The sequence below is a fragment of the Vibrio neptunius genome (assembly GCA_019339365.1).
GTDB lineage: Bacteria > Pseudomonadota > Gammaproteobacteria > Enterobacterales > Vibrionaceae > Vibrio > Vibrio neptunius.
The window spans coordinates 1323095-1343855 of the sequence record CP079859.1 but is presented as its reverse complement, the minus strand read 5'-3'; the positions used below and the strand labels follow the sequence as shown (position 1 = coordinate 1343855).

Annotated in this window: 22 protein-coding genes and 1 pseudogene; 17 read left to right on the top strand and 6 right to left on the bottom strand. The window is 46.6% G+C overall.

The features are described 5' to 3' along the window. Nucleotides 1–43 precede the first annotated feature (43 nt). The 13 genes and pseudogenes from flgA (at nucleotide 44) to KW548_06510 (ending at nucleotide 10766) form a co-directional block, all read left to right on the top strand. Nucleotides 44–841 carry a flagellar basal body P-ring formation chaperone FlgA gene (flgA, locus tag KW548_06570; protein ID QXX07634.1) on the top strand — a complete coding sequence of 266 codons (798 nt, stop codon included), beginning with the start codon at nucleotides 44–46 and terminating at the stop codon, nucleotides 839–841. A 149-nt stretch (nucleotides 842–990) separates the two neighbouring features. Continuing rightward, nucleotides 991–1272: a flagellar biosynthesis anti-sigma factor FlgM gene (flgM, locus tag KW548_06565; protein QXX07633.1), complete on the top strand. Its 282-nt coding sequence runs from the start codon at nucleotides 991–993 to the stop codon at nucleotides 1270–1272. A gap of 18 nt (nucleotides 1273–1290) precedes the next feature. Next, nucleotides 1291–1734: a flagellar protein FlgN gene (locus KW548_06560; protein ID QXX07632.1), complete on the top strand. Its 444-nt coding sequence runs from the start codon at nucleotides 1291–1293 to the stop codon at nucleotides 1732–1734. Further along, on the top strand, nucleotides 1731–2423 hold the full coding sequence (locus KW548_06555; protein QXX07631.1) for a lytic transglycosylase domain-containing protein: 693 nt from the start codon (nucleotides 1731–1733) through the stop codon (nucleotides 2421–2423). The genes KW548_06560 and KW548_06555 overlap by 4 nt, the downstream gene beginning before the upstream one ends. A 268-nt stretch (nucleotides 2424–2691) precedes the next feature. After that, nucleotides 2692–3273, top strand: a complete 582-nt coding sequence (gene rsxA, locus KW548_06550) for an electron transport complex subunit RsxA (GenBank protein ID QXX07630.1) — start codon at nucleotides 2692–2694, stop codon at nucleotides 3271–3273. Continuing rightward, nucleotides 3273–3857 carry an electron transport complex subunit RsxB gene (gene rsxB / locus KW548_06545; protein QXX07629.1) on the top strand — a complete coding sequence of 195 codons (585 nt, stop codon included), beginning with the start codon at nucleotides 3273–3275 and terminating at the stop codon, nucleotides 3855–3857. The genes rsxA and rsxB overlap by 1 nt, the downstream gene beginning before the upstream one ends. Nucleotides 3858–3865: 8 nt before the next feature. Beyond that, nucleotides 3866–6733 carry an electron transport complex subunit RsxC gene (gene rsxC, locus KW548_06540; GenBank protein QXX07628.1) on the top strand — a complete coding sequence of 956 codons (2868 nt, stop codon included), beginning with the start codon at nucleotides 3866–3868 and terminating at the stop codon, nucleotides 6731–6733. Beyond that, a pseudogene (gene rsxD / locus KW548_06535) lies at nucleotides 6733–7778 on the top strand (electron transport complex subunit RsxD). Before rsxC ends, rsxD begins: the two are co-directional and overlap by 1 nt. A gap of 8 nt (nucleotides 7779–7786) precedes the next feature. Then, nucleotides 7787–8419: an electron transport complex subunit RsxG gene (gene rsxG, locus KW548_06530; GenBank protein QXX07627.1), complete on the top strand. Its 633-nt coding sequence runs from the start codon at nucleotides 7787–7789 to the stop codon at nucleotides 8417–8419. Further along, complete coding sequence (locus KW548_06525; GenBank protein ID QXX07626.1) at nucleotides 8416–9108, top strand: electron transport complex subunit E; 693 nt, start codon at nucleotides 8416–8418, stop codon at nucleotides 9106–9108. The genes rsxG and KW548_06525 overlap by 4 nt, the downstream gene beginning before the upstream one ends. A gap of 33 nt (nucleotides 9109–9141) precedes the next feature. Further along, nucleotides 9142–9783: an endonuclease III gene (gene nth, locus KW548_06520; protein QXX07625.1), complete on the top strand. Its 642-nt coding sequence runs from the start codon at nucleotides 9142–9144 to the stop codon at nucleotides 9781–9783. 12 nt (nucleotides 9784–9795) lie between these two features. Beyond that, nucleotides 9796–10212, top strand: a complete 417-nt coding sequence (gloA, locus tag KW548_06515) for a lactoylglutathione lyase (protein ID QXX07624.1) — start codon at nucleotides 9796–9798, stop codon at nucleotides 10210–10212. A 116-nt stretch (nucleotides 10213–10328) separates the two neighbouring features. Then, nucleotides 10329–10766 (top strand): DUF2753 domain-containing protein, encoded by a 438-nt coding sequence (locus KW548_06510; GenBank protein QXX07623.1) that lies wholly within the window; start codon nucleotides 10329–10331, stop codon nucleotides 10764–10766. 45 nt (nucleotides 10767–10811) lie between these two features. Here KW548_06510 and KW548_06505 read toward each other — a convergent pair whose 3' ends face one another. Next, nucleotides 10812–11693: an OmpA family protein gene (locus tag KW548_06505; GenBank protein ID QXX07622.1), complete on the bottom strand. Its 882-nt coding sequence runs from the start codon at nucleotides 11691–11693 to the stop codon at nucleotides 10812–10814. A 204-nt stretch (nucleotides 11694–11897) separates the two neighbouring features. On the opposite strand from KW548_06505, the gene rnt reads away from it, so the two are divergent. Beyond that, a complete protein-coding gene (gene rnt / locus KW548_06500; protein ID QXX07621.1) occupies nucleotides 11898–12557 on the top strand; it encodes a ribonuclease T in 660 nt (219 codons plus the stop codon). A 28-nt stretch (nucleotides 12558–12585) separates the two neighbouring features. Further along, nucleotides 12586–13911 carry a Na+/H+ antiporter family protein gene (locus KW548_06495; protein QXX07620.1) on the top strand — a complete coding sequence of 442 codons (1326 nt, stop codon included), beginning with the start codon at nucleotides 12586–12588 and terminating at the stop codon, nucleotides 13909–13911. Nucleotides 13912–13985: 74 nt separating this feature from the next. Here KW548_06495 and bamC read toward each other — a convergent pair whose 3' ends face one another. Continuing rightward, a complete protein-coding gene (gene bamC / locus KW548_06490) occupies nucleotides 13986–15011 on the bottom strand; it encodes an outer membrane protein assembly factor BamC (GenBank protein QXX07619.1) in 1026 nt (341 codons plus the stop codon). Between the two features lie 54 nt (nucleotides 15012–15065). Then, nucleotides 15066–15944 (bottom strand): 4-hydroxy-tetrahydrodipicolinate synthase, encoded by an 879-nt coding sequence (dapA, locus tag KW548_06485; GenBank protein QXX07618.1) that lies wholly within the window; start codon nucleotides 15942–15944, stop codon nucleotides 15066–15068. A gap of 300 nt (nucleotides 15945–16244) precedes the next feature. Between dapA and KW548_06480 the strand changes: the two genes are divergently transcribed. Further along, nucleotides 16245–16787 carry a glycine cleavage system protein R gene (locus KW548_06480; GenBank protein QXX07617.1) on the top strand — a complete coding sequence of 181 codons (543 nt, stop codon included), beginning with the start codon at nucleotides 16245–16247 and terminating at the stop codon, nucleotides 16785–16787. 12 nt (nucleotides 16788–16799) lie between these two features. Further along, nucleotides 16800–17270 carry a thioredoxin-dependent thiol peroxidase gene (bcp, locus tag KW548_06475; protein QXX07616.1) on the top strand — a complete coding sequence of 157 codons (471 nt, stop codon included), beginning with the start codon at nucleotides 16800–16802 and terminating at the stop codon, nucleotides 17268–17270. 55 nt (nucleotides 17271–17325) lie between these two features. On the opposite strand, the gene KW548_06470 is transcribed toward bcp, so the two are convergent. From KW548_06470 to KW548_06460, 3 genes are all read right to left on the bottom strand, one after another. Further along, nucleotides 17326–19197 carry a methyl-accepting chemotaxis protein gene (locus KW548_06470; GenBank protein ID QXX07615.1) on the bottom strand — a complete coding sequence of 624 codons (1872 nt, stop codon included), beginning with the start codon at nucleotides 19195–19197 and terminating at the stop codon, nucleotides 17326–17328. 210 nt (nucleotides 19198–19407) lie between these two features. After that, nucleotides 19408–20484, bottom strand: coding sequence for an AI-2E family transporter (locus KW548_06465; GenBank protein QXX07614.1), 1077 nt, complete (start codon nucleotides 20482–20484; stop codon nucleotides 19408–19410). After that, a complete protein-coding gene (locus tag KW548_06460) occupies nucleotides 20477–20713 on the bottom strand; it encodes a sulfurtransferase TusA family protein (GenBank protein ID QXX07613.1) in 237 nt (78 codons plus the stop codon). The genes KW548_06465 and KW548_06460 overlap by 8 nt, the downstream gene beginning before the upstream one ends. Nucleotides 20714–20761 lie beyond the last annotated feature (48 nt).

The window sequence follows — 20761 nt, the reverse complement described above, 5'->3', positions numbered from 1 at the left end:
AATAAGACAAGATGCATGCCATAAAAAACAAACAACAAAATCAATGACTTACAAAAATACAAGGAAAGGCAATTTCCGCTTTACGGAAATCAAAAAAAGTGAGGGGAACCGAATTACTTCCCCTCTAAACTGGGGGTTAATCGTCAGTATGATGCTTTGTAGTCCAACCGTATTTAGCAATGAAAAGGGTACTACCAAGCAGGCCATTCTTCAGGCCGTTGAGAGCAATTTTAAACAACAAGTTCAGATTCAAGCGGACCAGCGTCAATGGCAAGACTATCAACTCGATTATGATATTCGTACTCCAACGGCAGCTGAACACCTGCCTATGTGTCCTAGACCATTGAGTATTTCGGGTATCGATAACAAAACACTCCCTGTAGGCAACCTTAAACGCTCGGTTGACTGCGATGCGCCGTCGGTGACATGGCGCATCAATGTGACCATTAAATCAGCGCTAACACTCCCAGTGGTGGTCACCCAGGCAGGCATCAATCGAGACCAAGCTATTTCTCCCATGAGCCTTAAGCTTGAAACCAGAACCTTAAGCCGAGAGCAAGATTTCTTCACTCAGATCTCACAAGTCTCCGGCATGCTCGCGTCGAGGCGCATACGCTCTGGGCAGATATTGGACCCGAGAAAGCTCGAGTCCCCACCTTTGGTCATCAAAGGTAATCAAGTTGTGATTACTGCGACTAAAGATGGGTTTACTGCGTCCACAAAAGGGGTCGCCCTAGAACCGGGCACGCGTGGTGAACAAATCGACGTACAGAACAGTTCTTCTGGCAAAGTCATTAAGGCTGTCGTCACTGGACTCAACCAGGTACAAACCCAATTCTGATTTTTGGACTCAGGTTATCATTTTCGCGGTTTACTACTCGTAAAGAGACAATGATTTCAGGTAGATATAAAAAGTGATTATGTTGACTTAATGTTTCGAGCAGCATGGTCGCATTGAACCTGTAACCACGATGATTAAGGAACCCATTAATGAAAATCGACAAAGTTGCAGGTGGGCACGTCCCTCACACCAATCTAAATCAATCTTCCAAGAAACCCGCAGAGCCTTCGGCTGCGCAAGCGATTTCTGAAGCTATGGTCAATACCAACACTGCAGCGATAGATAAAGCACAAGCAGAAATGCAGTCGCTACCAAACGTGGATATGGAAAAGGTAGAGCAAGTACGCAACGCGCTGGTAAAAGGTGAGCTAGCACTCGACACCAAGGCGTTATCACAAGCGGTCCTTCAATTTCATACTGGTCACGAATAGTGCGGACTGGAGTTCATTATGGCATCTGAAACCTCGCGTATGATTCAGCGCTTTCTCACCTCCATAGGTGAAGATATAAAGTCATATCGCCAATTAGCCACGCTTTTACAAGAGCAAAAATCGCTGTATCTGTGTTTCGATGCAGCGAAGCTTAATCAAAATCTTGCCCAGCAGAAACCATTACTTAACAAGCTTGGTCAGCATGCCAAAGAACGCAGTCAAACAATGACTGCATTGCGGCTTACTCGCGATCAAGGCGGCATGAATAAGCTTTTTTCTGCATTGCCGACTTCGTTGTCAAACAAAGTTCATTCACAATGGCGCGAGTTAGAATCTCTGGTAAAACACTGCCAAGCACTCAATCAAGAGAACGGCCAGAGCTCTGCCAGTTTCCATGAGCTAATGTGCCACATTACTCAACCAAGACAGCATACCTACGAAGAGCAGCCACTGCTGAAATGACGCATCATCGCAGCCTTTGGAAACCAGCATTGTGCCTGTTTTTTTCGCTCTTTCTTTGTCCTATATACCCTCTAAACGCTGCACCTCTGCCGACTGAATATGGGCAGGAGCTAGCGTTGCTTACGCCCTATAAAAAACACATTGAACAACGGTTGGTGCTGAACCGAGCACTGATTGATGACATCGCCAAGCAGTTGTCATCTCAATCTTTGCCATCGCAGTTGGTGTTGTTGCCCATGCTAGAGTCTTCCTTCGATCCAAATGCTGTCTCTCACGCCAACGCAGCGGGTCTATGGCAACTGATGCCCGCCACAGCACAGCGCTTCGGCCTTAAAGTCGACGCAAATCAAGATCAGCGATTTGACATTCAAGCCAGCACTAAGGTGGCCATCGAATATTTAGCATTTTTGCACAATAAGTTTGACGATTTAGCACTTACCATTGCCGCATACAATGCAGGTGAAGGCCGAATATCTCGGGCGATCAAAAAATCTGGCAGTAAAGCGTTTTCATCACTCAAGCTCCCTGCTGAAACGACTCAATATGTGCATCGATTTTATGCACTACTCAACTTGATTCAGTTAGAGAAACTCCTAGGCAAGCAGCCTAATCCTCTGTTTTTATTCGGTGAATCGAATCATTCACCGCTCGTCGATTTATCTCCGCTACCACCCCTGATCACCTTATAAAAACTCAATCGCTGAACTAGGGCTTTATCGAACCAGTACAGAGACTTATTCTCATAAGCTATTAACACACTCATATTAATACTCTGCTGCTCTATGCGTATCGCTACATAACCAGAGTTTTTGCAGATTTAGACTCGAATTTGCTCCCGAGAACGGGAATATCCCGTATAATTTTTATTCAACAATACAAAACCCTAGCTTTCGTTGGTTGTTATTGACTCAGCAAAGCAGGATAATATCGGGATCGGAATCTCTTAAATATATAATTATGACCGAATATCTTTTGTTGCTGGTCGGCACTGTGCTGGTCAACAACTTTGTACTGGTGAAGTTTTTGGGCCTATGTCCATTCATGGGTGTTTCCAAGAAGCTGGAAACAGCAATCGGAATGGGGTTGGCAACCACGTTTGTCCTGACCCTAGCCTCGGTGTGCTCGTATCTGGTGGAAAGCTACGTTCTTGAGCCTTTGGGACTGGAATATTTGCGTACCATGAGCTTTATTCTCGTTATTGCCGTTGTGGTTCAGTTCACCGAAATGGTGGTGCACAAAACCAGTCCGACGCTCTATCGACTTCTGGGGATTTTCCTACCACTGATCACAACTAACTGTGCGGTTTTAGGTGTTGCTCTCCTCAACATTAACGAAAACCATAATTTCATCGAATCGATCATCTATGGGTTTGGTGCCGCGGTCGGTTTCTCACTGGTTCTTATTCTCTTTGCCTCTATGCGTGAGCGCATCGCGGCGGCCGATGTTCCTGCGCCGTTTAAAGGAGCATCGATTGCAATGATCACCGCTGGATTGATGTCTCTCGCTTTCATGGGCTTTACTGGACTGGTGAAATTGTAATGAGCGCTATTCTTATTGCTGTATTGGCACTAGCTGCACTAGCCGCATTATTTGGAGCCATATTAGGATTTGCCTCGATCCGCTTTAAAGTCGAAGCGGACCCGATTGTCGACCAAATTGACAACATCTTGCCTCAGACCCAATGCGGCCAATGTGGCTATCCGGGCTGTCGTCCCTATGCCGAAGCGATTGCTAATGGCGACGAGATCAATAAGTGTCCTCCTGGTGGTCAGGCAACCATCGAAAAGCTGGCCGACCTTATGGGCGTCGAGGCAACAGACTCTGCACACGATCTAGACGACAATGTCAAAACCGTCGCATTTATTCATGAAGACATGTGCATTGGCTGTACTAAGTGTATTCAGGCTTGTCCCGTCGACGCGATCGTTGGCGGTACTAAAGCTCTCCACACGGTGATCAAAGACGAATGCACCGGGTGTGATTTGTGTGTCGCACCTTGCCCGACAGACTGTATTGAAATGATTCCTGTAGAAACCACTACAGCGAGCTGGAAGTGGCAACTGGACGCCATTCCTGTTGTTGATGTTACCCATTCTGCCAAGCAGCAGAATCGCGTGAATTAAGGACTGGTATGCTGTCACTCATAGAACAAATTAAATCAGGCGCACTTTGGGATTTCCCGGGGGGCGTACACCCACCTGAAAACAAAAAACAGTCGATAAAAAGCGAGATTGCCAGAGCGAGTATTCCACAAGAAATCGTTCTGCCAGTGAAACAACACATTGGTAAACCAGGTAAGATAACCGTAGAAGTTGGCGACATGGTACTTAAAGGCCAAGCGTTGACCAAGTACGACACTAGCTTCATGCTGCCAGTTCATGCACCAACATCTGGTAAAATCACAGCGATTGAGTCTCGCACCACGGCTCACCCATCGGGCCTAGCCGAAACTTGTATTGTCATCGCTCCTGATAACGAAGATCGTTGGATTGAACGTGACACCAACAACGACTTTACACAACGTACATCGGATGAGTTGATTGAAATTATTCGTCAGGCTGGCGTTTCAGGTATGGGCGGCGCAGGCTTTCCTACCGCGAAAAAAATCCAAGCAGGCTTGGCACGGACAGAGATACTGATTGTTAACGCGGCGGAATGTGAACCGTACATCACCGCCGATGACATGTTGATGCAAGAAAATGCCGACGAAGTTATTAAAGGTATCGAGATTGTAGAACACATCTTAAAGCCCAAACTGACCATTATCGGTATTGAGGATAATAAGCCTCAAGCTATCAAAGCGTTAGAACAAGCCGCACAGCACAAAGATATCGTTATCCGCGTGATTCCCACCAAGTACCCATCGGGTGGTGAGAAGCAACTGATCAAGATACTGACTAATAAAGAGGTACCAGCAAACGGTATTCCTGCAGAGATTGGGGTACTGGTGCAGAATGTTGGTTCGCTGCAAGCCATTAAGCGAGCGGTTTGTGACGGTGAACCTTTGGTAGAGCGCATCGTTACTCTAACCGGAGATACCTTTAAACAGCCGAGAAATGTGATCGCACTGATTGGTACACCTGTTCAATCGTTGCTCGACGAGTTTGGCTACAAAGCCGATAAGAAGTTGCCTCGCCTAATCATGGGAGGCCCCATGATGGGCTTTACGCTTCCCCATGCCAACGTCCCCATTACCAAAACATCGAACTGCATTCTCGCTCCAACTCGTAAAGAGATTTCACCCGATCAGTATGAAATGGCGTGTATTCGATGCGGTCAATGTGCTGAGGTCTGCCCGGCTTCACTACTTCCTCAACAGCTTCAATGGCATGCAAAAGCAGCTGAATACGACAAGTGTGAAGAACTCAACCTGAAAGACTGTATTGAATGTGGTGCTTGTGCCTTTGTCTGCCCTAGTGAAATCCCACTGGTGCAATACTACCGTCAAGCCAAAGCAGAGATTCGCACGCGCAAAGAAGAGTCCGAGGCTGCTGAGCGTGCCAAAGTCCGCTTTGAAGAGAGAAAAGCGCGGCTTGAGCGTGATAAAGCAGAACGAGAGAACCGCTTCAAGAAAGCAGCAGATGAACGTCGCAAAGATATGAAGAAAACCGGCGGCGATGATGCGATTGCCGCTGCGATTGCGCGCGTAAAAGAGCAAAAATCGGAATCAAAATCGGCTCAACCCGCAATTAAGCCAGCGGTAGCGGCCGCCATCGCCAAAGCCAAAGCCAAGCAAGCGGCTGCAATGCAAGCAGGTGATACAGAGCCGGACAACTCTGAGATGGCAAAACTGCGTGAAGAACGCAAACGCCAGGCCAGAGAGAAAAGAGCTCAGAAGACCCAGGAATCTTCGTCAGCCACGTCATCCGATGATAAGAAAGACGCGGTTGCAGCAGCGATTGCGCGCGCTAAAGCGAAAAAAGCCGCTCAACAGGATAGCGGTACTGATTCAGCAACTGCAGAGAAAAAGGCTTCCGTCGCCGCTGCCATTGCTCGTGCTAAAGCTCGTAAGGCGCAGCAAGAAGGTAAACCAGAATCCGTCACCGCTGAGCCTGAAAACGCTGAAGCCGGAGAGGATCCGAAGAAAGCTGCGGTTGCTGCCGCCATTGCTCGTGCTAAAGCTCGTAAAGCGCAGCAAGAAGGTCAATCGGAGCCTGTCACCACCGAACCAGCAAGCGTTGAAGCTGCTGAAGAAGATCCAAAAAAAGCCGCCGTCGCTGCCGCCATTGCTCGTGCTAAAGCTCGTAAAGCGCAGCAAGAAGGTAAACCAGAACCCGTCACCGCTGAGCCTGAAAGCGCTGAAGCCGGTGAGGATCCGAAGAAAGCTGCGGTTGCTGCCGCCATTGCTCGTGCTAAAGCTCGTAAAGCGCAGCAAGAAGGTAAACCAGAACCCGTCACCGCTGAGCCTGAAAGCGCTGAAGCCGGTGAGGATCCGAAGAAAGCTGCGGTTGCTGCCGCCATTGCTCGTGCTAAAGCTCGTAAAGCGCAGCAAGAAGGTAAACCAGAACCCGTCACCGCTGAGCCTGAAAGCGCTGAAGCCGGTGAGGATCCGAAGAAAGCTGCGGTTGCTGCCGCCATTGCTCGTGCTAAAGCTCGTAAAGCGCAGCAAGAAGGTAAACCAGAATCCGTCACCGCTGAGCCTGAAAACGCTGAAGCCGGAGAGGATCCGAAGAAAGCTGCGGTTGCTGCCGCCATTGCTCGTGCTAAAGCTCGTAAAGCGCAGCAAGAAGGTCAATCGGAGCCTGTCACCACAGAAACAGCAAGCGTTGAAACTGCTGAAGAAGATCCAAAAAAAGCCGCTGTTGCTGCTGCCATCGCTCGTGCTAAAGCTCGTAAGGCGCAGCAAGAAGGTCAATCGGAGCCTGTCACCACCGAAACAGTAAGCGTTGAAGCTGCTGAAGAAGATCCAAAAAAAGCCGCTGTTGCTGCTGCCATCGCACGCGCGAAAGCACGTAAAGCTCAACGAGAACAAAACAATAAATTTGAGGAGAACGAGTAGTGGCCTTTTTCATTGCCAGCTCACCCCACGCTCACAGCCGGAGAAGCACCCCAGACCTAATGAAGTGGGTCGCGATGTGTGCTTTGCCCGGCTTAATCGCTCAGACCTACTTTTTTGGCTGGGGAACGTTAATTCAACTCGGCTTTGGCATTATTGTTGGGCTTTTGCTTGAAGCAGGTGTCATGTTCGCGCGTAAACGCCATCCGATGTCAGCCTTGCGGGACAATAGTGCAATCGTAACAGCTTGGTTACTTGCTGTAGCGATCCCCCACTATCACCTTGGTGGCTCATCACGATTGGTTTAATTTTTGCGATTTTGATTGCCAAGCATCTGTATGGCGGTATTGGGCAAAATCTCTTTAACCCTGCCATGGTCGCTTATGTTGTATTGCTTATTTCCTTCCCAGTACAAATGACCAGTTGGATATCACCCGCCGAACTGCAGCCTACAACAAGTTCGTTAGGTGATGCTTTTTCACTGATTTTCACTGGATTTAACCTAGATGGTTTATCACTTCAGCAGATTCGAACGGGTATAGATGGCACGACGATGGCAACGCCACTCGATGCTTTCAAAACCGCACTGCATACAGGAAATACGGCTGCCGAGGCTCTCCACCAGCCTCAATTCAGTGGTCTGGCAGGTATCGGCTGGGAATGGGTCAACCTGGCTTATTTAGCCGGTGGATTAGTACTGATCAAGTTAAGAGTGATCAACTGGCATATCCCGGTAAGCTTCCTGGTTAGCCTGACGGTGATGAGCGGCTTGTTTGCTATCTTGATCCCAGGAGAGACGGCGTCTCCGCTCATACATATACTCTCCGGGGCGACCATGCTCGGTGCTTTCTTTATTGCCACCGACCCCGTTTCTGCTTCTACGACGGTCAAAGGGCGACTGATTTTCGGTGCTTTCATTGGCGCAATGGTATTCATTATCCGAAGTTGGGGAGGCTTCCCTGACGGTGTCGCCTTTGCGGTACTGCTTGGCAACATGTGTGTGCCCTTGATCGATTACTACACCAAGCCCAGAACCTACGGCCACTAAGGAGCAGCATGTTAAACGCTATTCGCAAAAACGGTGCAATACTCGCCATTTTCGCCTGTGCTTCAACAGGCGTGGTCGCACTCACGCACTATTTGACCAAAGATCAAATCAGCCGGCAAGAACAAGCGCAACTGCTGTCTGTCCTCAACCAAGTAATTCCTCCTGAGATGCATGACAACAGCTTATATGAGTCCTGCACCTTGGTTTCCGATCCTGCTTTAGGCACTGACGAAACCATGCCTGTCTATATGGCGAGTAAAAATGGCAAACCGACTGCATTGGCGATAGAGGCTATCGCCCCAGACGGTTACAACGGCGCGATTAAAATTATTGTTGGTATCCAACAAGACGGCAAAGTGTTAGGAACACGAGTTCTGAGTCATCAAGAAACACCTGGACTGGGCGATAAAATTGACTTGCGTGTCACCGATTGGATCCTGAGTTTCGCTGGTAAAAAGGTCACGCCTGAAAATGAAGCGGATTGGAAAGTACGCAAAGATGGTGGACAATTCGATCAGTTTACTGGGGCAACGATAACGCCAAGAGCCGTCGTCAAAGCAGTAAAAAAATACAGTACAATTTGTCAACGAAAACCGCACACAGATTCAAAACCAGCCACGCCATTGTGGAGGCAACAATGAGTGATCATAAAACACTGATTAAAAACGGTATGTGGGACAACAACCCAGCTCTGGTTCAACTGCTGGGTCTCTGTCCATTGCTGGCGGTATCTTCAACCGTCACCAATGCTTTGGGTTTGGGCATTGCCACATTACTGGTATTGGTTGGTTCCAACGTCACTGTGTCTCTAGTACGTGACTATGTGCCAAAAGAAGTACGCATCCCTGTTTTCGTGATGATCATTGCCGCTTTGGTCACCTGCGTTCAATTGCTGATGAATGCTTACGCCTATGGCCTTTATCTATCTTTGGGTATTTTCATTCCTCTGATCGTAACCAACTGCATCATCATTGGCCGCGCTGAAGCGTTTGCTTCAAAGAACGATGTATTACCTTCCGCACAAGATGGATTCTGGATGGGACTAGGCATGACGAGTGTCCTTGTTGTCTTGGGCGCAATGCGCGAAGTGATTGGTAACGGTACCCTATTCGATGGTGCTGACCTATTGCTTGGCAACTGGGCAAGTGCTTTACGAATTGAGATATTCCATTTTGACAACAGCTTCTTACTGGCGCTACTTCCACCTGGCGCCTTTATAGGCGTTGGATTGCTCATTGCACTGAAAAACATCATCGACAAACAACGAGAAGCTCGTCAGCCAAAACTAGAAAAACCGACTATTGAACGAGCTCGCGTCACCAACCAGTAATCACTGGCTTACACACTGGAAAGCAGCTTCATCATGAACAAAGAAAAACGAGTACAAATACTGGAGCGTCTTAGGGAAAACAACCCAAACCCTCAGACTGAACTGAACTGGAGTACACCTTTCGAACTCTTGATTGCGGTGCTCTTATCCGCGCAGGCAACCGATGTCAGCGTCAATAAAGCGACCGACAAACTTTACCCAGTGGCAAACACACCACAAGGCTTGTTCGATTTAGGCGTCGATGGTGTCAAAGCGTATATCAAGACCATCGGTCTGTTTAACTCAAAAGCAGAGAACGTGATTAAGACCTGCCGTATTCTGCTCGATCAGCATAATGGTGAAGTCCCTGAAGATAGAGCTGCACTTGAGGCTCTGCCAGGTGTCGGACGAAAAACTGCCAACGTTGTACTCAACACCGCGTTTGGCTGGCCGACGATTGCCGTTGACACTCATATTTATCGCGTCTCGAACCGAACCAAGTTTGCGATGGGAAAAAATGTCGATCAGGTTGAAGAGAAGCTACTTAAAGTCGTACCGAAAGAATTCAAACTCGATGTACACCATTGGTTGATTCTTCATGGACGCTACACCTGCGTTGCACGTAAGCCTCGCTGCGGTAGCTGTATCATTGAAGACTTATGTGAGTTTAAAGAGAAAGTTTACCCAGAAAACTAGGAGAGCAAAGCAATGTCAAACGGGCGTATTTTACACACCATGCTACGTGTGGGTAATTTAGATAAATCGATCCAATTTTATACTGAAGTCATGGGGATGCAGTTACTGCGGACCAATGAAAATAAAGAATATGAGTACACGCTTGCCTTCTTGGGTTACGGCGATGAATCTCAAGGAGCAGTCATTGAACTGACGTACAACTGGGGCACCACAGAGTACGATTTGGGTAGTGCATTCGGCCATATCGCAATCGGTGTTGAAAATATCTATCAAACTTGTGATGTCATCAAAGCTGCCGGTGGCAATGTCACTCGTGAACCAGGACCAGTAAAAGGTGGAACGACTCATATTGCTTTCGTTAAAGATCCTGACGGCTATATGCTAGAGCTCATCCAAAACAAACAAGCGTCAGCAGGTCTCGAGGGCTGATCGACCTCATCATGAATTCTGTAGGGCCGCATTCAGCTGCCCTATTATTTTTACTTTACATGATAATAATTATCATTTAATCTCCAGATATTGTGAATTCGGAGAGTGATAAAACAATGGGTATCGCTGAGTGGGAAAAACACACGCTACTGGCTGATCTGGCAATGAGCAATGACGATCATCTGCGTAGTATCCTTCACTATCAACAAGCCCTGACATTAAGTGAGAGAATTGGTGATTCCAGCGAGATTGATGTTGAAGACAGGCTGATGATCTCTGTCATTTCCTGCCACAATATGGCTTCGTTTTGGCGAACGGTTGGTGATACGAAATACGAACTCAAATACCTTCAGTTGGCTTCAGAAAAAGTCCTTACCTTGGTGCCTCAATGCCCAAATAGCGATTGTGATGCCTTCGTCGATTCCATGGGCTGTTGTAAGAAGGCGCTCATCGAATTCATGAAACGACACCCAAATCCAAAGATAGCGAAATTGGTCCAGGATATAGACTCTGCGACCAACTGTAACTTGATCGCTAAGTTCCGACTCAACTAATAGTCATGCACAATAAAAACACCAGCCTTACGCTGGTTTTTACTATCAGACTTGAGTCCGTCCCAGGGATATGACCACTCGGCGATTTTTGTCTTTACCCAATGGTGAAGCGTTGTCACCCACAGGACGACGACGCCCATAGCCCTGAACCTGAATCCGATCCTCAGGTAAGCCTAGAGATTGAAAGTAATCGCGCAGTACTTCCGCTCGCTGCTCTGACAAATTCTGGCTAGCACTTTTACTCTCATCATTCGCGGTGTATGTCGAGACTAAAACCAAATCTATGTCTTGATTATGGCGAATGTACTCCGCTATCTGGGCTAAGCGCTTCTGCGATGCCTTGTTCAACTGAACACTTGAGCGATCATAGTGCAAAATAGTAAAAGCAATATCTTCAAAGCTGTATGGCAACAAATTCGCGATACAGTCGCTGAACGCATTGTAGGAAGGTTGGAACAAGACTGAAGACAATGACACTTCTATACGCTGATCGCGACTTTGCCATTCCTGATAACTGAACGTTGGATAACGCCCTTTTTCGAGTTCAGTTAGAATACTCCAAGCTGTTTGCCCACCAACATAACCATCAAACTGTTGGAAAAAACGAATGTTAGTAATTCGCTCCGCACTGTCGCCAGGACGCCAAACTGGGGGCATAGAAACCAGTGACACGTCGCGGGTTTTCCCCATTGGTCGCTTCATTTTTAGCTCGAAATCGAGATTGATCTTTTTGCTTGCGTGGGAAGAAAAAACAGCGTCACCGTAATTTGGGATCGGATGCACCATCCGACACTCCAGTGGCGTGTTTGCTATCATTTGCCACTGCGACTGTTGTGGCTTAGCCGCATAGTGAACATCCATCGCCGATGCTGAACAGGCAATAGAGGCAAATGTTAACGTTAAGCTAGGGGCTAACAGTCTCTTCATGGGGGGCGGATTCTCTTACTAAACACGGCGCAAATTTGCCGCTGATACTTCTACAGCATTTAGAATGCAATAATCTCGCCAAAAACTCATTTGATGACTTCATTTCTATCAATAAATACCGAATATCATTAATTGAACGATCCGGTTTGTCTTACCCTGAGAATCTGCAATAATGCTGCCCTTGTCACATAATACTAGGCCAACATGACTGTAGAAAACGAAGCATTGACGCTCAAAAAACGATTTCGTGGCTATTTTCCTGTCGTTATCGACGTAGAAACTGCAGGATTTAACGCTAAAACAGATGCACTGCTAGAAATCTGTGCCGTCACTCTGAAAATGGATGAAAATGGCGACCTTCAGCCTGCTTCAACCATACATTTTCATGTTGAGCCCTTTGAAGGAGCAAACCTCGAGAAGGAAGCTCTGGATTTTAACGGCATTCATGATCCCTTCAGCCCACTGCGTGGTGCAATACCAGAGTCAGAAGCCCTAAAAGAAATTTATAAGCTTGTTCGCAAAGAGCAAAAAGCGGCCGATTGCAGTCGTGCGATTATGGTTGCACACAATGCAACTTTTGATCACAACTTTGTTATGGCCGCTAGTGAACGCAGCAAGCTCAAACGCGTCCCTTTCCATCCCTTCGCAACGTTTGATACCGCTACGCTAAGCGGCTTGGCTTATGGTCAAACGGTATTAGCCAAAGCGTGTAAAACCGCAGGGATGGATTTTGACAATAAAGAAGCCCACTCTGCCCTTTACGATACACAGAAAACGGCAGAGCTGTTCTGCGGCATCGTCAATAAATGGAAAGCATTAGGTGGCTGGCCACTTGTTGACAATGACGCTGAAGACAATAACTAAAAAAGTAAACACAACAAACGAGTAAACTATGAATCCTGTGGTAATTTCAGTATGTATCATGCTGCTTCTAGCCCTGATGCGCGTGAATGTCGTGGTCGCCCTGACATTCAGTGCTATCGTCGGTGGACTGGTCGCAGGCATGAGCCTAAATGATGCGGTAGCCGCATTCGAAAGTGGTCTTGGGGGCGGTGCAACGATTGCCCTGAGCTACGCGATGCTAGGCACCTTTGCTGTAGCAATTTCTAAGTCGGGCATTACTGACTTACTGGCCAACAGTGTCATCAAACGCATCCATGGAAAAGAAAATGGCTCTGCGTCAACAGGTCTCAAGTATGCAGTGTTAATCGCGCTGATCTTAGTGACCATGTCATCTCAGAATATCGTTCCTGTGCATATCGCCTTTATCCCTATTCTTATTCCACCTCTATTAGGCGTGTTCGCCAAGCTGAATCTAGACCGTCGTATGATAGCCTGTGTGCTGACTTTTGGTCTTGTCACACCCTATATGGTGTTACCTGTTGGGTTCGGTGGTATCTTCCTCAACAACATCTTGCTTAAAAACCTACACGACAATGGTTTAGAGTCTGTTGTGGCAAACCAAGTTCCCGTCGCTATGTTACTGCCAGCAGCGGGTATGATCTTCGGTTTGTTAACAGCCATTTTCTTTAGTTACCGTAAGCCTCGTCAATATAAGGAAACAGAGCTGACACACGTTGACGAAAACACACCGTCAATCAACAAAAAGAACATCCTAATTGCTTGCGCAGGTATCATCGCAGCACTTACTGTCCAGTTAACCACAGGTTCGATGATCATCGGTGCCCTAGCAGGTTTCATGGTCTTTACGTTTGGTGGTGTGATCGCATGGAAAGAAACCCATGACGTGTTCACTAAAGGCGTGCATATGATGGCGATGATTGGCTTCATCATGATTGCCGCCGCTGGTTTTGCTGCCGTAATGAAGCAAACAGGTGGGGTGGAGTCTTTGGTAGAAGCACTATCGACCAGCATCGGTGACAACAAACCGCTCGCCGCTCTTCTGATGTTGATTGTTGGCCTATTGGTGACTATGGGTATAGGCTCGTCGTTCTCAACTATCCCAATCATTGCAACAATCTACGTACCACTGGCTGCCGCATTTGGTTTCTCGCCAATGGCAACCATTGCTCTAGTCGGTACCGCTGCTGCATTGGGTGATGCAGGGTCTCCGGCCTCTGACTCAACACTTGGCCCTACATCCGGCCTGAATGCTGATGGTCAACATGAACATATTTGGGAAACCGTAGTGCCGACTTTCGTTCACTACAATATCCCATTGATTGTGTTTGGTTGGATTGCGGCTATGGTTCTCTAGTCGAGCCCACAGCAAATCAACACACATAAAAAAAGCTGACTTTGATAGTCAGCTTTTTTATTACCTGTTGGATGTTACTTAGCGTGCTTGTCTGCTACAGCAGACAGGACTGGCACCATGTCTTTCAGCAACTCTTCTTCTACAGGCTTGCCCGAAGAATCCGTCACGTTGATAGATGTACGGTTACCTAAATCACCGAATAGGAAAGTATAAGTCCCTGATGAAAGTCCAATCGGCTTTACGCCAATTTCGGTCCAGAATGCATCATCTGGTGCAGCGTACTTAGCTTTCACTGTACCTTGTGATTGATTACGCTCTTCAATAGTGAAGCCCATTTCAGGCAGTAGCTTAGGCAGACGAGGCCATAACATGTTGTATGGCGTACGTGCAATAATCACAGGGAAGCCACTGCGGTCAGTACCCATAGAGATCGGGATCTGCTTAACCAGCTCTTGAGCACGACGCGCCGCTTCCTCACGAATATCCAAGTCGTAACGAGCAGTCACTAGATTGGTCATCAAAGCGTTGTAGCGCTCTTTATTCGTTGCGGAGACTGGCATCTGTTTGCCTGCTTTGCGCCAATCAATCAAAGAGATTTTAAAGCCGTAGCGATTGTTCGCCTCAACACTGGTGATTTCGTAACGAGAACCGATTTCAGCGTCTTCGTCTTCAGACTTCCAGCTAACCCAATCCGTCTCGATACGATTATCCGTTTGCTCACGAATAGCAATGTTCTGCTCTTGCAGCATCTTAAGTGCCGTTTGCCAGACTTTATCCAGCTCATCTTCACGCAATAGCCACAGCGTTACTTCGCCATTCTTTCGCTCTGCACGCGCGCCTGGGATCAACTCCAGAACCTGTTGTGGTGGGCGAATATCCACATCACGACCGACACCACCACGAAACTCTCCTTGAGGGATCTGGTAGTTAGTGTAGTTACGCGGGTTCACACCTTCGATGTTATTCCACTCAGTCAGAGGCGGAGTATTGAGGTAATCAAAATCGTCCTTCGCCTGACGACGCTGAGTGGCATCGCCAGAACAGGCACTTAAAACAAAAACAGCTAGCGAACTGACCACTAGCTGATGAGACAATTTCATTGAAACTCCTGATAAGTAAATGCCGAAGTTTGTGCTTCGGCAATTCATTCTGATTTAGTAGATGCAAGCTTCCGTCATTGCCTGTGCCACAATTGGACGAGCATTTTCAGACAACTCTGTCAGCGGCAGTCTTAAGTCACCGTGAGCTATCAAGCCCATCTTGTGCGCAGCCCACTTCACTGGGATCGGGCTCGACTCGACAAACAAGTTTTTATGGAGCAGCATCAAGCGTTGGTTGATAATTTCGGCTTCTTCGTACTTACCTTCAAGAGCAAGTTTCATCATTTTCGCCATATCTTCCGCTGCGATGTTATTCGTAACAGAAATCACACCCTGGCCACCTTGCTTAACAAAATCGAGGCCACTCGAATCATCACCACTTAGTAAGATAAAATCTTTGCCACAAAGTTCACGATGAATTGCAATTCTGCTCAAATCACCCGTTGCGTCTTTCAGCGCCACGATATTATCGATTTCTGCAAGGCGAGCAACTGTTTCTGGCAACAAATCTACCGCAGTGCGACCTGGCACGTTGTACAGGATTTGTGGCACGTCACTTTCTTCAGCAATCGCTTTATAGTGTTGGAACAAACCTTCTTGGGTTGGTTTGTTATAGTATGGCGTCACACTTAAACAACCGGCAATTCCTGAGTTGTTCAATAAGCGACTGAAAGTGACGGATTCATGAGTAGCATTTGCACCTGTCCCTGCGATAACAGGAATACGGCCTTCAGCAAACTCTACCACTTTAGTCACAACCTTGACATGCTCTTCCACAGTTAAGGTTGCAGATTCACCTGTTGTGCCCACGGCCACAATGCCATCAGAGCCAGCGTCGACATGAAAATCTACAAGTTTTTTCAGGCTTACGTAATCTACTTCGCCATCATTATTAAACGGTGTAATTAACGCTACGATACTTCCTGAAAACATGTCCTTCTCCCTAATTTAGATACTGTCTGCATGGTACTGTAAGGCGATTGAAAAAGACAAGGAATTAAACCCGCTTAAATCACCTATTTGAGTGAATATTTATCAGATGTTAGAACTCTAGCAACTTACGCCTTTTTTACCGCTTGTTGTCAGCCTGAGGTTATAAGTACTAAGCCCTCAGACAAGGTTGGTAACGAGCGAAGAAAATTGCATTAGATTTGTATGTGGCGGACAGTTTTCTCTTCAGTAACTGTGCTAAGCTATTTGGTTAATAATCATAACAATGCTCGAAGTGATATTATGACTCAACATCTGGTGATTACAGCGGTAGGAACAGACCGCCCTGGTGTCTGCAACCAAGTGGTTCGCCTTGTCACACAATCTGGATGCAATATTGTTGATAGTCGCATTGCGCTTTTTGGCAATGAATTCACCCTCATTATGTTGCTGTCAGGCAACAACGCAGCCGTGACACGTGTTGAGAGCACTTTGCCACTATTAGGCCAACAACTTGATCTCATCACCATGATGAAACGTACATCACAACACGCTCGTGCTGACAACGCTTACAGTTTGGAAGTCTACGTTGAATCCAATGATGAAGTTGGCCTAACAGAGAAATTTACTCAGTTCTTCGCTGATAAAAATATTGGACTTTCCTCTCTCAGCGCACAGACCATAGACAAAACGAAAATTCAGTCATCGCAAAATCAGTTTCACATTGCCATCACGGCCACGGTTGACATTGATTGTAATTTGATGCAATTGCAGGAAGAATTCGAAACATTATGCTCAAGCCTTGGCGTTAAAGGCTCGTTAAACTTCATAAAGAACAGTCAATAAAAAGGAAAATCAATGAACACGCTAACAGCTGGTACTCCAGCTCCGGCATTTTCCCTGCTGGATCAAGACGGCAACACAGTGTCACTCAGTGACTTTGCTGGTAAAAAAATTCTTTTCTATTTCTATCCAAAAGCCATGACACCAGGCTGTACAGTTCAAGCGCAAGGTTTGCGTGATACGAAAGCAGAATTGGATGCTCACAATGTGGTCGTGCTTGGCGTCAGCATTGATCCAGTGAAACGCCTAGGTAAATTTATCGAACGTGACAACCTCAACTTTACCTTGCTGTCAGATGAAGATCACGCGGCGGCTGACCAGTTCGGTGTGTGGGGCGAAAAGAAGTTTATGGGTAAAGTCTATGACGGCCTGCATCGCATCAGCTTCCTTATCAATGAAGAAGGTGTTATCGAGCACGTCTTTAATAAGTTTAAAACGAAAGATCACCATGAAGTGGTTTTAGATTACTTGAACGGAAACAAGTAACTCATTGCTGTCAAAAAACGCCAGCGTATCGCTGGCGTTTTTTAATTCATTACACTTACACAATAAACTTGTTCAGTATTGCATCTTGCTCACGAACGTTTTCCGTCTGTACTTGCATGGCAATATTGGCGTTTTCTGCAGAGTCAGACACCTGTGTCGACAAGTCTTTAATCTTCACCGTGTTGCTGTTGATCTCTTCCGCCACTAAGCTCTGCTCTTCCGCAGCTGAAGCAATCTGCATGTTCATGTCGGTAATACTCTGAATCGCATCACGAATTTGTTGCAAAGACTCATTCGCTGCCTGAGCTTTTTCCACCGCGTCCACTGCCGTGTTCTTGCTTTCATGCATTGCCGCTGACACTGAACTTGCGCCCGCCTGTAGCTGCTCAATCATGCTGCGAATCTCGGTAGTCGATTCCTGAGTACGCTGCGCAAGTGTTCGAACTTCATCTGCTACCACAGCGAAACCTCGACCAGATTCCCCCGCACGTGCTGCTTCAATAGCCGCATTCAATGCCAATAGGTTCGTTTGATCGGCAATATCATTAATGACTTTAAGGATGGTTTCAATGTTGGCTGTCGCAGACTCTAGACCTTGCACTTCTTCAACGGCTTGATCGATTCGCGCCGACAATGCATCAATCGATGACGTGGTAGCACCCACCACAGAAGAGCCTTGCTGTGTCGCTTCATCCGCTTCTTTTGCGGCACCTGCAGCACCTTGAGCGTTGTTTGCAACTTCTGTTGCCGTCACAGCCATTTCGTTCATTGCTGTCGCTAGTTGCTCAAGTTCTTGCAATTGGCTGCGCATCGCCTCCGCTGATTCTTGTGAGCCCTGAACCGTCATTTCAGTACCACGAAGGATCTCAGCACCAATGGCTTTCGACTGCTGAATTTGCTTTTGCAAAGTTTCCGTAAAGGTATTGAAGCCTTCCGCCAGCTCAGCAAACTCCTTATCAGTGTTCGTGTCCAGACGTTTGGTTAAGTCACCCTGGCCCGAAGCAACGTCTTTGATGGCTTCGTTGAGTGTTCCTAGGGGACGCATCAGAACCTTGATTAAAAAGCTTAATACCGCAACGCTTAAGACCACACTTATCAAGGTATAAATAATTGAGCTGTTGCGCATCTCACTAATAGCTGCAAACGCGATGCTCTCATCAACAATCGCGCCGATATACCAGTTTTCACTTGGTACTTTAGTAAAGTGAACTAGGTAGGAGCGGCCGTCTTTTTCAATACGTTGATTACCCTCTTGAATAGTCGCTTCTGGCAAATAGGTAGTCAGGTTTTGGCCATTATTCTCGGCATCAGGGTGTGCGATAGTAGTCCCATCAGCGGCGATAATAAACAAGTAACCTGCATCCAATAGGTTGGCACTGTTAACTAAATCCGCTAACCCTGTTAACTCTAAATCGTAAAACATCGCTGCGGTAAACTGGCCATTGTCTCGAACTGGTGTACCGATAGAAATAATAACTTTCTTCGAGGAGATATCGACATAGGGAGCAGTGACGACAAGCTTGCCTTGCGCTTTGGCATCTTTATACCAAGGTCGGATACGCGGATCATAATCAGGACCAGCTTCCCAGCCATCATCATTTTCTACCACAAAACCATCCGCTTCATAGCCGTAACCAACCGCTAGGAAGCTCCCTTTGAGATTGGGTTTCTCAAGAATATCTTTAACTCGTGCTTTATTTTGAGGGTCGAGTTCCATCACCTCAGTGGTAGATTGGGCAAGGGATTTCTTACTCGCCATTTCTGACGTGACAGTGTTTTTCACTCCCTTTACCATCTCTATCAGACTGGTATCTACTAAGTCCTCTACTTCACTCTTTACTGTATTCAGTTGTTGCACCGAGAGTAATACAACGGTCACTAACAACAACGCTGATGATGCAGCAACGATTTTTTGACTAAATCTCATAGTGTCCCTCAAAGATTAATTCGTTTTTAATTTATAGTTGTTATATCTGTATCTAGTATTATCGTCCTAACTACAAAAGACTTAAGAAATTTCTTACAAAATTCATACTTTGTAAAACAATCTTTTAAAAAGTATATACCCTCTGCACAAATAAAAAGCCTCAAAGCTGTCGCTTTGAGGCTTTTTAACTAATAAATTTGTCGATTGAGCCTATCCGGGATGTGAATAGACTTCGTCTTCGTCATTGCTGGGCAGTGCATTCCAGACCGCCTTAACTAACGTGGCTAAAGGGATGGCAAAGAATACACCCCAGAATCCCCATAACCCACCAAATACCAATACAGCCACAATGATAGCCACTGGATGCAAATTCACCGCTTCAGAGAAAAGAACAGGAACCAGTACATTGCCATCCAAGGCCTGAATGATACCGTAGGCAAGCAATAACCAATAGAATTGCGGCGTGAACCCCCACTGAAACAACCCCACCATCGCGACAGGTACGGTCACCGCCGCAGCACCGATGTAGGGGATTAAAACCGATAAGCCTACAGCAACCGCAAGTAATACCGAGTAACGCAAGTCTAGAATGGCAAATGTCACATAACTCACACCACCGACTATTAAGATTTCCATTACTTTGCCACGAATGTAGTTGGAGATTTGATCATTCATTTCATGCCAGACTTTGGTCGCCAACTTACGATTCCGTGGCAAAAGGCCACTCGCCATGGCAATCATCTCTTGCTTATCTTTAAGCAGGAAAAACACCAGTAGTGGAACCAGAATGAGGTAAACGGCTAGGGTAGCAATGCTCACCAATGAAGCGAGTGAACCTTTAACAACCGTCTCACCCATCACAATGACTTGATTCTTCGCGTTAGTCACCAGAGATTCAACAATTTGGAAGTTATCCAACTCAGGATAACGTTGCGGAAGCTCCGCAATCACTTTTTGCAGTCCTGAATACATCGAAGGAATATCGTTAATAAGATTGCCGACTTGCTGCCAGATAGTTGGCACAAGGCCAAACACCGCTACCAACATCAAACTAGTAAAACCGAGAATCACTAAGATGACCGACAACGTTCTTGGAATACCGAGACGAGACAACTGAGAAACAGGCCATTCCAGCAAGTAAGCCAATACAATCGCAACAAGCAAAGGCGCGATCAGATTGCCGAAGAAATAAATCGTGATAAAACCGAAGAGCAGGATCGCAACCAAGCTCACAGCATGTGGATCAGAAAAACGTCGTTTGTACCAACGACTCACCATCTCAAACATTCGACAAGATTCCTTTAGTCACTTGCAAACAGTAATAACCATCCAGCTCTTCGCAGACCAACTCGAAGGATTGCTTTAGCAGGAAATGTTTTATATCGGACATCGAACTGGGATCTGAAACATAAATTGTTGTTTGTTGCCCCGCACATAACCCTGTAGTGTGACGCTTGGCAAGTAACAATGCCATAGGACAACGCTCTTGACGCAGATCCAAAAGATTCTGTTCCATTCTTTAGCTCGATGCTTATCATAGGGAGAATATTGTATAGTGTTTTTT